We start from the raw sequence: 13,901 nt of genomic DNA on the forward strand, positions 1-13,901 counted from the left end.
ATTAAATCAAATAATGCAAGTATCAGTTACTCAAAAATTAATTTTCACAATTTTCAATTATTAAGTATATTTGTTTATTATTTCATAGGCTACAACTCTTTTAGAAATACCTCTATTCATACTAAGTTTTTGAATCTTCCTATGGGATTCTTCTTCTGTTGAACCGGTATATTTCATAAGTAATTCTTTTGCCTCATTGATCAATTGTTTATCTTCCTGTTTCTTCTTTAGAGTGCTTACTTCTTTAGTTAATTTAGTTATGCTCTTTGATGTTTTAACTAATATATCGATAGTATTTATCAATAGATCTTTATTTATAGGCTTAACAAGAGAACTAAATATAGGCTCACTTTTTAGATTGGTAAAATAATGTAAATCTGATGAACTGATTATTGTGATAATCGGACAAACATTATCTGCTACTAATACTTCACTTACATCATGTCCATTTAGTCCTTTCATGTTAAAGTCCAAAATACATATATCAGGATAAACAGTGTGTACTCTTCTTAGTATATCATATCCATCTGTCGTTTCACCTACTACATTATATCCATTTTCATTTAGGAAGTGTGATAATTGCTTCAATATTTTTTTGTTTGAGGATCCTACTATAATTCTAGCTCCCATACACAAACATCCTTTTATTCAGCCTATTACTTAGTTCAAAATCTTCTAATATCTTGAAATATACTTTTCTACTTCCCAAGGATGAACTACTGACATATATTCATCCCACTCGATACTCTTCGCTTTCATATATCTTTCGTATACATCACCTAATGCTTCTTTTACGACTTCATCTTTTGACAATTCTATTAATGCTTCTTTTAAGCTACTTGGAATTGTTAAATTGACATCTAATATGTCTAATGCTTCACTTAATTCTTCTTTCTCCAACATTTTAGGAGGTTCTATTTTATTCTTGATACCATCAAGTCCAGCTTTCAGGATTGCTGCTACAGCTAAATAAGGATTACATGATGGATCGGGACTTCTAAGTTCAATCAATGAATTTTTGTTTCTTCCTCTTGGTATTCTAATTAGTGGACTAGCATTTATTGTAGACCATCCAATTCTTACAGGAGCTTCAAATCCTGATACCAATCTTTTATAAGAATTTACTGTAGGATTAGTAACCGCTGTTAGAGCCTTTGCATGTTTTAATAATCCGCCAATAAAATAATATGCTTCTTTTGATAAATTAAGTTCATCATTTTCATTATAAAATATATTTCTGCCATCATCATCATACATCAGTAGATTGCAATGCATTCCAGAACCACTTATTCCAAATATAGGTTTTGGCATAAAAGTTGCATGAAGTCCATGCTTTCTTGCAATAACTTTAACAACTAACTTAAACGTAACAATATTGTCGGCTGACCTTAATGCATCACTATATTTAAAATCTATTTCATGCTGTCCAGGAGCGACTTCATGATGAGATGTCTGAATATCGAATCCCATTTCTTCTAGAGTCAGTACTATATCTCTTCTTACATTTTCACCTAGGTCAATTGGTCCTAAATCAAAATATCCTGCATTATCATGAGTTTTAGTTGTTGGATATCCATCTTCGTCTATTTGAAATAGAAAGAATTCGAATTCTGGACCTACATTGAAATCATATCCTAATTCTTCTGCTTCTTTAATGACTTTTTTCAGAACATATCTAGGATCGCCTTGAAAAGGAGTACCGTCTAGATTATAGATATCACATATCATTCTTCCAACCTTACCTTGATGAGGTCTCCATGGAAATATTTCAAATGTATCTAAATCAGGCTTTAGAAACATGTCAGATTCTTCCATCCTAACAAATCCTTCAATAGATGAACCATCAATCAATATTTGATTATTTAGCGCTTTTATCAGCTGTTCATCTGTGATGGCTACATTTTTTAGAGTACCTAGAATATCTACAAATTGTAGTCTAATGAATTTGATATCCTCTTCCTTAGTGATTTTAATTATATCTTCTTTTGTATATTTACTATCTATTAACATAACAATGCCTCCTTTTCTAATATTATTTACTTACCTTTCCCACCTATAACACTTTTTTTGAGTTCATTAAATTAAAGGCGAGAAAGTTGAGTTGTTTATATTTTCTGCAATCTTTATTAGTTAAGAGTATATTATAAAAACATAAATCTGGCAACACTTTTTATAAATTAACTTCTGCTGTAACACTATACGTACATGGAACATCTGAAATAAAATGATTATTATAGTATATGAAACTTGTACAAGTTATGTTATATAGATAAAAAATCATATGCCTAATAAAATTTTTCCCGCTTCTCTATCCAACACCACTACAACATCATTATGTAACTGTAGAACCGATGCTGGCACTTCTTCTGTAACCTTCCCCTTAAGAGCTTTATAGATAATCTGAGATTTAGAATCACCATTTGCTAACAACATAAGTCTCTTACTGTTCATTATATTCTTTATTCCCATTGAAACACCTTTCTTAGGAACTTTATCTTTACTACCAAATGACCATATATTCGCTGTTCTTGTTTTATCAGTTAAATTACATATATGTACCATTGAATCAAATGGTGTATTGGGTTCGTTGAAACCAAGATGTCCATTATGTCCTATTCCCAATATCAATAGATCTATTCCACCTAAATCATTGATTAGGTTATTATATCTGCAACACTCCTTCTCATAATCCTCTGGATTACTATTTAAGTGATGTATATTCTCTTGCTTTAGATTAACCTTAGTATATAATCTTTTATTTAAGTAACTTTTACAGCTACCTGAATTACTAGACTCAATACCTAAATATTCATCTAAATTCAATGTAGTTACTCTAGAAAAATCAACTTGCTTCTCTTTGCATAAATCACCTAATATATCATACATACCCTTTGGAGTATTTCCTGTAGCCAAACCTATTACTGCATTAGGTTTTTCTTTTATTAGATTCAATATTTCCATTGCCCCTGCATAATCAAATTCCTGTTTATTGTCTTTTATCATAAGTTTCATAATTATACCTTGTATAACCAAATACATTTAATAAGTCATACATTATCCTTTCTTCAATTTTTGAGTATTTATTTCTTTAAAGATGGGAAAGCTGATATATTACTAAAACTAACTTTCCCATCTATCATTTACTATATAGAATTTATCTCTTCTTTAGCACATTTAACAATATAATCTATTTCATCAGCTTTATTTTTTTCTATTGCTAACTCTTCACAAATTCCATGAGAAAATATATCTTCAACTTTTTCATGAGCTTTTTGTAAAGAATCCTTAGAACCTTTCGATACCCATGTATCATAGGCATCTTTATTCAATACTTTAGAAGGAAGATAGTTATTATTCATATGTTCCAGAGTATGCCCTTCCATTAGATAATGCCCGCCTATTCCTACATTTTTTATTACATCTAGGGCTATAGTCTCCTCAGTTACTTCTATTCCTTTTTGAATATAATTATAAGCAGATAACCATTCGTTATCCAAAACCAATTGTTCAAAACTATTACCTTGGTCTGCTCCCACTATACCTTGACATCCAATATCTATAGTTCCTGCAAGACAACTATATGTAGCTGTTAGTGCTTTTTCAAAACCAGCCTGGAAATCAGGTCTCAATGAATCTGTCAATCCTGAATTACTTCTAGTTTCTAATCCATAATATCTACCCAACTGTGCAACACTCATTCCTATTAAAGCCTGATTAGGGGTTCCAAATGAACACAGAGCTGTCTGCATGTCAAGAGCATGCCCTCCAACTTCATATTTGACATATTTTCTAGTAGCTGCATAGATAAGAAATAGACTTGCCAGAACCTCAGCATTCTGCATTGTCAACATACCTGCTATTGTAACTGGACCTGTAGCACCAGCCATAACCATTGGTGCCATAGATAATCCTTGTCCATGTTTAATGAATTCTAGAGCAATTTCCAGCACTTCATCCCGAAATTGTAAGGGACTAACTGTTTCAAATAGATAATTTATCTTCAGCCCCATTACATTAGCCATCTGAGCTATATATTTAGCAGATATTGGTGATAATATGTAAGTTCCTCCTGGTTTGGTGGAATATTTGTAAATTGCTTGAAACGAAACTATATCACTAATGTTATATTCAACATCATGAGGAATAACTATTGCATTACATTCTTTGATATTTTCAAGATGTTCGACTAATGTAATTCCTCTATAGATATCTTCCATTAAACCAGTTCTTCTTGTACTTGATTTATAGTCAACTAATTGAACTTGTGTAGATATATGACCATATAATCTATTGGGTATTTGTACATTTGAATTTTTCTTGGTCTTTTCTCTATTTGTCTCTATTACATGTTCCATTATTCTATTAGGTATCTTAACTATTTGTTTTTCTCTATCTATACAAGCTCCTGCTTCTTCAGCAATATCAAGCCATTTACTGTGTGGTACTTTTAGACCTACGTTTTCTAATATATCAAGGGTACTTTCATGGATTAATTTAATCTCTCTATCACTTAGTACATTAACTCTTGAATCCACTTTATTCATTTTGCAATACCTCCAAAAACTTGACATGTCTATTTTTAGTTAACTCAAATTTCCTGCTTTCAATTTAATGGTTATCTATATTCATCCATAATCTTACTGGCTATGTCATAAGTAATGTTAGCTCCATAACATCCAACAGCTGTAGTGGAATAACCTCCTAATGCATTCCCCCATTTCATACATTCTAATATATCATAACCGTTATACAACCCATACATAACTCCAGCTAAAAAATTATCTCCTGCTCCAGTTGTATCGACAGCATCAAATTTCATAGGCATCTTTATATGAATTATATTATTATCTATCATTGTCAAACAACCATCTCCCCCGACTTTCACAATAGGATGTTTAACATACTTAGATAATATCTTTAATGATTCTTGTACATTATTCGTATGAGTCATTTTCATAGCTTCCTTATCATTAGGTGTAAAAACATCTGTATATTCAAGTATATGTGACAAATTTTTAACATCTAGATCATCATGCCATCCTAAATCATACACTATAGAAGCCCCTTCACTTTTCAATTTTTTAAATATCTTGTCATAACCCTCAAATACAAAACAAAGTTTAGCCTCTTTATAGAAATCGTATACTTCTTCATTCGATAAATAGTTCTCGTGAAGTCTTGGATTATAACATGTGAAACATCTATCTTCTGGAAATGTTGAGACACTCGTCACGACTACCGGATTATCATCTTCTCTATACAGATTCTTATAGTTCATACTTAACTTATCTAGTAATTGTTTAGAGATATTACTTGTAATATCCATTTCATTATTAGATAAAAAAGTTCCGAATCTTGACTTGACTCCAAATCTATTTAATATGATAGCAGGAACCATAGGTCCTCCCCCTAATTGGATTTCAAAATCATCTGCAAAGACTTCTTCACCATAATCAGGTATTCTTGGAGAACCAGAAAAAATCATATCCAGATTGAACTGAGATACAAAAGCCGCAAAGGACATATTTCATTCCCCCCAGTCTCCAACATACTCTTTATATTCATTTAGGTATTCATTGACTAATTGTTTAGCAAGAGAATAGGAATTAACTAATGGATGTACCATCAGTCCCTCTATCGCTTTATCTATACTTTTATCTCTTATCGCCTCTACTGTTGTTCTTTCAAACAGTTTTACCTGCCTGATAAGATTCATTTGTAAAGGTTCCACTTTACCTATCTTAACAGGTACTGCCCCATCTTTATTGATTTTACATGTTATCTCTACTACATCTGTATCTTCCAATCCTTCAATTGAACCGTTGTTAGGTACTGACAAAACCATCTCTATTTCTTTATCTGTCTGCATCGCTTCTATAAAATTAAGTGCTACTCCTGCATATCCTCCTTCATCTTCCTGTTCTATGAATTCATTTACATCAGGTACTTCTACTTGTTTTGTACGTGTACTACCAGATTCAATGGACATATAACTGTTTTCTCTTTCATAATAATGCTCCAAATATATTTTAAAAGCTTTAGCAAATTCTTTTTCTATGTCCAGATTAGATAATCGCTTATTCATTCTGCTATTTATTTCTAATATTGTTTCCCCTCTTGTTTTACCTGATCTATTAATTAATCCGACTGCCTTCTCTCTATAATAATAGAAATATAAATAACCGTTAAGAAGCATCTTATGCATCTTTACAAGCTTTTCATCAAATAGATGCTCTTCTGTTTTTATGTATAACTCTTTACCATTTATTATGTCTTTCGTTATATCCTTCCCATTGACGGTTATTTTTCTAAACCATGATAAGTGATTTAATCCAAAACATTCTACTGAAAAATTATCAGACCTAGACTCTGTTAATATCTGTAATTCTTTGATAAATTCACTTGGTCCATCACATATTCCATATACATTGTCATATCCAGCTGACCTAAGAGCTTGAGTCACAAGACCTGAAGGATTGGTGAAATTGAATATATAAGCATTTTTCTTAGAATATTTCTTAATCAACTCACAATAATTCATAAGTGCAGGAATAGAACGAAGTGACATTGCAAATCCTCCTGCTCCCGTTGTCTCTTGACCTAGTATATTGTATTTCAGAGCAATCCTTTCATCACTTACTCTTCCTTCATCTTGTCCAACACGTAATGTAGTAATAATAAAATCTGCATCTTCTACCGCTTCTATAGGATCTGATGTTAATATGAATTCTATCGATTCATCTATACAATTAGCAATATGCTTGGACATACCACCGTATATTCTCAACTTTTCCATATCATTATCCATAAACACGATCTTATTAATTCCTATTTTTTTGGCTCTGGTAACAATTGATTTTGATAAAAATGGAGAGCGTACTCCTCCTCCACCTAAAACAACTAATTTCATTATCCTTCACTCCTTTTGTCTTATTAACCTTTCACGGAACCTGCTGCTAAACTATCCACAACTTGTTCCTGCAATATTACAAATGATAAAATACTTGGTATATTAATTATTACTATAGCTGCAAATAATGCTCTATAATCAAATGAGAATTGAGATAAAAAGTAATTAATAGCAAGTGGTACAGTTCTTACTTTACTTGAATTAGTTAAAACAAGAGCATACAAGAATTCATTCCAACATAATAGAAATTGTAGCACTGCCGCTGTTGCAAATCCTGGTTTTGCTATTGGTATGATGATCTTTATATAAGTCTTAAAGAAATTTCCCCCATCAATATAAGATGCTTCTTCAATTTCTTTTGGAATACTTAGAAAGTAACTTCTAAGTATATATAGAGTAGTCGGCAAACCTAACGCCATATACACTAGAATGAGTCCTATTCTCTTATCGTATAATCCTATATTTTTTACTATCATGAATGTTGGTAATATGAGAGCAGTAAATGGTATGAGTAACGATAACGAGAAAATCAAAAGAATAGGCTTATTCAACTTAAAGTCAAATCTCGCTAGCACATACGCTGCCATCCCTACAATGAATGTATTCAAAACTGTTCCTGAAACAGCTATTATAATACTGTTCCAATAATAACTTAAAAGGGGAGATGTCTTAAAAGCATCTATATATCCTTGAAAATTAATATGTTTTGGTAAAGATAATGCTGATTCTAGTATTTCACCATTGGTTTTGAAAGATGATATCAATACCCAAATGAAAGGTATGATTGCCAGTAAAGTAATAATTAGCAGAAATAATAATTTTAATATTTTGATCGTTCTTACTTTCATTGTCTCCCCTCCTTATGTATCTGATTTACCTAGTCCAAATAATTTATTGATGATTAATATGCAGATTATTCCACATATGATAAGAACTGTTCCCATCATATTAGCATAGCCATAATCATTTTCTATAAATGCTGTTTTGTATAGATATAGTGGCAAACTAAGTGTTCTGTCACCAGGTCCTCCTTTTGTAGTTAAATATACAAGTTCAAACTCTTTCAACATGCTAGTTGCGGCAATAATAACACATGTACCTATTACATTTCTTAGCAGAGGCAAAGTTATATATATCTTCTGTTGAAATTTAGTTGCTCCTTCTATATCCGCTGATTCATATATGGTTTTTGGTATTGACATTATTTCCGCTAGAATCAAAATTGTGATTAAACCTGCGAATAACAGCCATGTTATGGTTACCGTTGGAAAAGCAGTTCTTCCATCAAAATACCAATTGTGATTGAAATTTTCAAAACCCAATTTACGTATAACAGAATTGACTAGACCAATCTGTGGGTTAAAAATATTCACAAGAATAATTGCAAAAGCCGAACCCGAAATCATATTTGGTACCATATATGAAGTCCTGATGAATTTCCAACCTTTCGGACGATCGGCTAATAATAGTGCAACTATAGTTCCTAAGGCTACATGCACCGTTCCTTGAAGTACTACCCAAAACATAGTATGAGTCAATCCGCTTCTAAAAGATGCATCCTTAAATGCATTAACATAATTTTTTATTCCTACAAAAGACATAGCACCTTTAAAACCTCTCCATTGAAAAAAAGAAGTATACACAACGTTTACTACTGGTACGGCAAATATCAATACAAATATTATTATTGTAGGCAATAAGAACAATGTAATCCAGATATTTCTTTTTTTATACAATTTCTTCGCTCCTATCATATTAAGCTTCCAAATGAGAGGTTATGTATGTAATCAAATGTTAGCTTTTTGATTATTCATTTTTATTTGCTGATTCATTAAGACGATCAATAAACTCTTGTGGAGTAATGTCTCCCATTCCCAATCCAGGATAATCAGTACTTAATCTATCTACTACATTAGGGTACCAAGCTGACTGAATGTTAGGATATATATATTTGGCATCGTGACTTAGATCTATAAGCTTTGCAAGTAATGGTTTGTTTTCCTTAGTATCTTCATCTAACTCAAGCTGTGGTGATGGTGGTATTCTTCCTATCATATTTAATGCCCTTAGCTGCGCTTCCTCATTAGTCAGGAATTTTAGTAATTTTACAGTTGCATCTGCATGTTCTTTATCTTTTGAAGCAACAAAATAGCCGAACATCGGTGCATCATACATACCCGCATCTGGATAAATTGCAACCCCTATTTTTTCAGCAAATCCTTCTGGTGCTTTCTCTGGATTAGAAAAATCAGGTATCATCCAAGGTCCATTTGCCATCATTGCAGTCTTACCTGATAAGAAGTTGTTTGCTGCATTTTCGTATTTGCCACCTATTGCATCGACAGTTGTATACTCTTTAAACATTTTTTGTAATTTGGTTATACCTTCAAGGAATTCTTCGGTATCATAATCTTTGACATTATAAGTATTCATGAATTCATTACCAACTTCACCATTAGTACCTACTATTGAACCAAGCCATAATCCTGAAACCCAACCTGAGTCAGCCGTATCCATAGATAATGGCGTTATACCCGCTGCTTTTAATGTTTCACATTGATTGAAAAACTCGTCCCAAGTATTAGCTGGCCCTTCTAATCCTGCTTTAGCAAATAACTCTTTATTATAGAAATAACCTACAGGCTGCTTTTCTTCAGGAATACCATAATATTTACCATTCCTTGAATTGAATTGTAAATCAGCTTCACTGAAACACGCCTTCCATTTAGGATCTTCCTCAAAATAAGGTGTTAAATCTACAAGCTCAACATTATCCGCTGCTAAGTCTAGTAAATTATATCCACCTGCATATACTAAATCAGGTAGATCATCAGCTGATAATAATATTTTCATTTTATCAACATATGCCTGATCTCCGGGTATTTCTTCTACTATAACTTTAATTTCATCCCCATACTTTTCGTTAAATAATCTAATATTTTCTTTTAATACTGGAGCACCTGAATTAACACCAACTTGAAAAGCGGGAAAAGTTATTGTTATGGGCTCTTTTTTAGAATCTTTGTCATTATTATTATTTGCTACCTCTTTACTACTACATCCCGCGGCACTTACTATTAAAAATACCAATAACAAACATGCCATAATTTTTTTGATAATAATTCTTTTCATAGTAATCCCTCCATGATTTTATTACCTTATCGGTATGTATAATTCTATGACATGTCACCATCATTATCAATTTAGTATTTTGACTACTTTCACCCCAATTTATTAACATGTTTTGATACTGAACCCATATCTTGAATTGATGTTTTTCATATAACTCTGATTTATATGATTTTATTGACTTATATGTTAAAATTTTTACTTATTCTTATACAAAACCAAACATATTTTACTATATATCTATTTTTTCATTATACATAAAATCCAAAAAACATTGATTTCAACTAATATTATTAGTATAATATTAATAAATAATTATCAAAAAAACTTATTGATTAATATTTTAATATCACTTATTACAATATAAATGATATATGACTTAAGGAGTATTCTTATGTATAAAAAGCAATCTCTCAAAAGGGTTATTACAGTGATGGTATTATTTTTTACTTGTTTACCTTTTCTTTTTTTTGGAACATATTATAATTTAACTTTTTCCAATACTTTAAATAAAAACGCTGAGAATTTCCTAACAACTTCAATGGAAATAATGAAAAGGGATATTGAAAGGAATTTCCAATTCACCAACGATACTTCAATGAACTTCTTAGCTGATAAAATATTGAGAGAATATCTAAAAGAATATGCAAGAAGTAATAATCCTTATACAAGAAATCAATTGAGATATGAAATAGAACGAAGATTGCAATCTTCCCTTAATTTCAATTCTCTATGGAGAGAAAAATTGATTAACGGAATATTTATTTTTGTTGATAGAGAAAATTACTTTAGCATTCTTAGGGATATACCAACAGATGATATTGTTGAAACAAATAAAGAACTATTTGGAGAAAGTGAGAATTTTGATAAACAGTTCACATTTTCACCACCTAGAAATGATTTGAATACTATTTATTTTATTAGAGCTATTAATGATTTGGAACAATTTAAACCTATTGGAAAGATAATACTTAGTATTGATTGCCGTAAACTGAATGAAATTGATGAGACTTTTATTCAATACAATAATATCAAGACTTTTACTTTCTCTGATGACAGTACAGTATATTTCCATTCTGATTCTCTAGATATAGGGAAAACTATTGATGAGAAAATATATGCTAATAGAAATGAAAATAATATATTTGAGTTGAAAATCAATGATGAAGTCCATTATATGCGAATAGCAAAAATAAATGATTATAATCTATATACAGCAATAGGTATACCTAAAAAAGAAGTCATGAGAGACCTTATGAAAACTCAACGCAATTATTACATAACCATATCGATTATATTATTGTTGTCTCTAATCCTTGGAACTATAATATCCTCTAATATCATTAAACCAGTTTCTATGATTACTAAAGCTTCTCGAAGAATAAGCGATGGTAATTATAAAAACAAATTACCTGAATTCAATTACAGAGAACTTAACCAATTGAGTACAGTATTCAATCAAATGATTGAAAAACTGGATTTTTCCATAAACCAAGTTTACAAAAAGCAGTTATTATTGCAAGAGGCAGAGTTAAAAATGTTACAATCCCAGATTAATCCTCACTTCTTGTTTAATGTATTAGATACCATATCATGGGAAGCAGTGATGAATGGTCAAAATAAGATTCAAGAAATGTTGAATAGTTTAGCCCAATTGATAAGAAGTAATATTGATTTTAGCAATAGAGAAATCATTACTATCAGTGAAGAATTAAACTACATCAATTATTATGTTCATCTACAACAAACAAGATTTGAAGATAAACTTAGCATAACAATTAATATAAAAGATAATGAAATAGAAAAACTATATATTCCGAAACTTTCCATTCAACCTTTCATAGATAATGCAATCGTACATGGTATTGAACCAAAAGATTCAATGGGTCATATACAAGTTGCTCTATATGAAAAAGCCAATAATATGATCTGCGAAATAACTGATGACGGTGTTGGTTTTGATACATCAGTTAACAATAAATCAAAGAATAAAACCAAACATAACCATATAGGGATAATTAATGTAAAGAAAAGAATCAATCTATTATATGGTGAACCCTATGGTATTGATATAATAAGTGAGCCTGACAAAGGTACGAAAGTTGTAATTACACTACCAATAGTTAAGGATGGTGACGAGATTTGTTTAAGATAATGATAGTTGATGACGAATCAAAAATCAGAAAAGGGTTATCAAAATTTATTAATTGGGAATCTCTTGATTGTGAAGTAATATATGTTGCAAGCAATGGAGAAGAAGCCATTAATAATCTAAAAATCAATAAACCTGATATGATCCTTTCAGATATTAAAATGCCTAAAATCAATGGTATCGAACTTGCTAAATATATCTATGAAAAAGAACCATCAATTGAAGTAATAATCCTTACAGGATATGCAGATTTTGAATATTCCAAGAAAGCCATACAGTACGATATAGTCGATTTCGTTCTTAAGCCAACAACTTTCGATAATATCTCGAGAGCTGTCAATAAAGCAAAAAATAAGATAACCCATAGAAAAGCAATGAATAATAAAATTGTTAATCTTCAATTGGAACTTGAAAAAAATAATGAGAAAATGATTGAGTTGATACTTCATAAAATAATAAACAATATACCCGTTGACCAAAAATCAATTGAAAGATATATTTATCCATCACTTCTTAGTGATAGTATCAAATTCTGCTGTCTTCTTATTAATATAGATTACAAAAGTGCGAAACGAAATATAGAAAGATATTATCTTAAGAATATAAAACTCTACATTAATGAAATCTTTAATAATATTCCTCACTATATAGTTGTTGAAAATCATAATGATATTTGTATCTTTTTACTTCATCATAGGAATAATGATGTACATAATCTTGAGAATACTGTTGTTTTTTGCTCCGAATTAATTGACACAGTCCATACTATACTGGGATTCCAATTGAAAATAGGAATAAGCTTGTATCATAATAAACTAGAAGATATTCATCAATCCTATAGCGAAGCTCAAAAAGCATTAAAAAACACTTTTTATTTTGGACAAGAACCTATATATATTTATTGTTGTAATGAAGAGCAATCAAAGTTGATACATTCCATTAATAATATAGAAGACAATATAATGGAGATATTGAATCTTATTAATAAAAAAGACATCGACGCTACTATAGACACCATTAAATCTACATATAATATATTAAAGAATGACTTTATAAATATTGAGTCCGCACGTTCTTATTCACTATTATTATATTCATATATGATTGAATATAATGATATGAAGAAACTCTCAAAAGATTCTATCGACGCTATCAACTTAACTTTTTCTAAATTGACCAAAGCTAAAAATATTGATGAATTAATGGAATTGATACTAGAAGTTTATAAAAAATCATTGGACTCAACAAGCATTAATTACGATAATTATTTAGTCAATATGGTTAATGAATATATTACTGAAAATTACAATAAAAATATAAGCTTGTCTACTATATCGAAATCAATATCTGTTAATAATAGCTATCTCTGCAGGTTATACAAGCAAATAACGAATCAGAATATAACAACTTATATTACTAAATTCAGAATCAATAAAGCTATAGAATTATTAAAAACAACTGATATGAAAATATATAAAATCGCTAATGCAGTAGGTATAGAAGATGCAACTTATTTTTCACAGCTTTTCAAAAAGTACACCAAGCATAATCCAACAGATTATAGAAATATTTAATAAAACATTCATTTTAGATTAAAGTTACTAAACATCATCAAATAAGAGCAGTGTGACATGCTCCCCCACTAAACCTATAAAACGGTTTTGAGGGGGCTTCTTGGGACGTAGTAACCTAATGGTTACTATTATTACC

At 30.4% G+C, this 13,901-nt stretch carries 11 protein-coding genes; 2 read left to right on the top strand and 9 right to left on the bottom strand.

Going from position 1 to position 13,901, the window contains the following annotated elements; translation table 11 throughout:
* Nucleotides 1–60: 60 nt before the first annotated feature.
* From QMG30_RS02160 to QMG30_RS02200, 9 genes are all read right to left on the bottom strand, one after another.
* Nucleotides 61–630: an ANTAR domain-containing response regulator gene (locus QMG30_RS02160; protein WP_281811753.1), complete on the bottom strand. Its 570-nt coding sequence runs from the start codon at nt 628–630 to the stop codon at nt 61–63.
* A gap of 45 nt (nt 631–675) precedes the next feature.
* Nucleotides 676–2,010, bottom strand: a complete 1,335-nt coding sequence (glnA, locus tag QMG30_RS02165) for a type I glutamate--ammonia ligase (RefSeq protein WP_281811755.1) — start codon at nt 2,008–2,010, stop codon at nt 676–678.
* A 267-nt stretch (nt 2,011–2,277) separates the two neighbouring features.
* Nucleotides 2,278–3,012: a glucosamine-6-phosphate deaminase gene (nagB, locus tag QMG30_RS02170; protein ID WP_281811757.1), complete on the bottom strand. Its 735-nt coding sequence runs from the start codon at nt 3,010–3,012 to the stop codon at nt 2,278–2,280.
* A gap of 131 nt (nt 3,013–3,143) precedes the next feature.
* Nucleotides 3,144–4,544 carry a trimethylamine methyltransferase family protein gene (locus tag QMG30_RS02175; protein WP_281811759.1) on the bottom strand — a complete coding sequence of 467 codons (1,401 nt, stop codon included), beginning with the start codon at nt 4,542–4,544 and terminating at the stop codon, nt 3,144–3,146.
* Nucleotides 4,545–4,615: 71 nt separating this feature from the next.
* Nucleotides 4,616–5,524: a carbohydrate kinase family protein gene (locus QMG30_RS02180; protein WP_281811762.1), complete on the bottom strand. Its 909-nt coding sequence runs from the start codon at nt 5,522–5,524 to the stop codon at nt 4,616–4,618.
* Nucleotides 5,525–5,527: 3 nt separating this feature from the next.
* The gene (locus tag QMG30_RS02185) at nt 5,528–6,910 is read right to left on the bottom strand and encodes a family 4 glycosyl hydrolase (protein ID WP_281811763.1); all 1,383 of its coding nucleotides are present in this window, start codon (nt 6,908–6,910) and stop codon (nt 5,528–5,530) included.
* Nucleotides 6,911–6,933: 23 nt separating this feature from the next.
* Nucleotides 6,934–7,758, bottom strand: coding sequence for a carbohydrate ABC transporter permease (locus QMG30_RS02190; protein WP_281811765.1), 825 nt, complete (start codon nt 7,756–7,758; stop codon nt 6,934–6,936).
* Nucleotides 7,759–7,770: 12 nt separating this feature from the next.
* On the bottom strand, nt 7,771–8,646 hold the full coding sequence (locus QMG30_RS02195; RefSeq protein ID WP_281811768.1) for a carbohydrate ABC transporter permease: 876 nt from the start codon (nt 8,644–8,646) through the stop codon (nt 7,771–7,773).
* Between the two features lie 70 nt (nt 8,647–8,716).
* Entirely contained in the window at nt 8,717–10,042 is a 1,326-nt protein-coding gene (locus QMG30_RS02200) for an ABC transporter substrate-binding protein (protein WP_281811770.1), read from the bottom strand.
* A gap of 391 nt (nt 10,043–10,433) precedes the next feature.
* Between QMG30_RS02200 and QMG30_RS02205 the strand changes: the two genes are divergently transcribed.
* Together QMG30_RS02205 and QMG30_RS02210 are read left to right on the top strand one after the other, a co-directional pair.
* Nucleotides 10,434–12,194, top strand: coding sequence for a sensor histidine kinase (locus tag QMG30_RS02205; protein ID WP_281811772.1), 1,761 nt, complete (start codon nt 10,434–10,436; stop codon nt 12,192–12,194).
* Nucleotides 12,182–13,765, top strand: coding sequence for a response regulator (locus tag QMG30_RS02210; RefSeq protein WP_281811774.1), 1,584 nt, complete (start codon nt 12,182–12,184; stop codon nt 13,763–13,765). The genes QMG30_RS02205 and QMG30_RS02210 overlap by 13 nt, the downstream gene beginning before the upstream one ends.
* Nucleotides 13,766–13,901 lie beyond the last annotated feature (136 nt).

Origin of the sequence: Vallitalea longa, from assembly GCF_027923465.1 — a bacterium.
GTDB lineage: Bacteria > Bacillota > Clostridia > Lachnospirales > Vallitaleaceae > Vallitalea > Vallitalea longa.

Excerpts from the sequence above, each read along its gene's own strand:
- QMG30_RS02160 (WP_281811753.1), bottom strand. The coding sequence starts at position 630 with ATGGGAGCTAGAATTATAGTAGGATCCTCAAACAAAAAAATATTGAAG.
- glnA (WP_281811755.1), bottom strand. The coding sequence starts at position 2,010 with ATGTTAATAGATAGTAAATATACAAAAGAAGATATAATTAAAATCACT.
- nagB (WP_281811757.1), bottom strand. The coding sequence starts at position 3,012 with ATGAAACTTATGATAAAAGACAATAAACAGGAATTTGATTATGCAGGG.
- QMG30_RS02175 (WP_281811759.1), bottom strand. The coding sequence starts at position 4,544 with ATGAATAAAGTGGATTCAAGAGTTAATGTACTAAGTGATAGAGAGATT.
- QMG30_RS02180 (WP_281811762.1), bottom strand. The coding sequence starts at position 5,524 with ATGTCCTTTGCGGCTTTTGTATCTCAGTTCAATCTGGATATGATTTTT.
- QMG30_RS02185 (WP_281811763.1), bottom strand. The coding sequence starts at position 6,910 with ATGAAATTAGTTGTTTTAGGTGGAGGAGGAGTACGCTCTCCATTTTTA.
- QMG30_RS02190 (WP_281811765.1), bottom strand. The coding sequence starts at position 7,758 with ATGAAAGTAAGAACGATCAAAATATTAAAATTATTATTTCTGCTAATT.
- QMG30_RS02200 (WP_281811770.1), bottom strand. The coding sequence starts at position 10,042 with ATGAAAAGAATTATTATCAAAAAAATTATGGCATGTTTGTTATTGGTA.
- QMG30_RS02205 (WP_281811772.1), top strand. The coding sequence starts at position 10,434 with ATGTATAAAAAGCAATCTCTCAAAAGGGTTATTACAGTGATGGTATTA.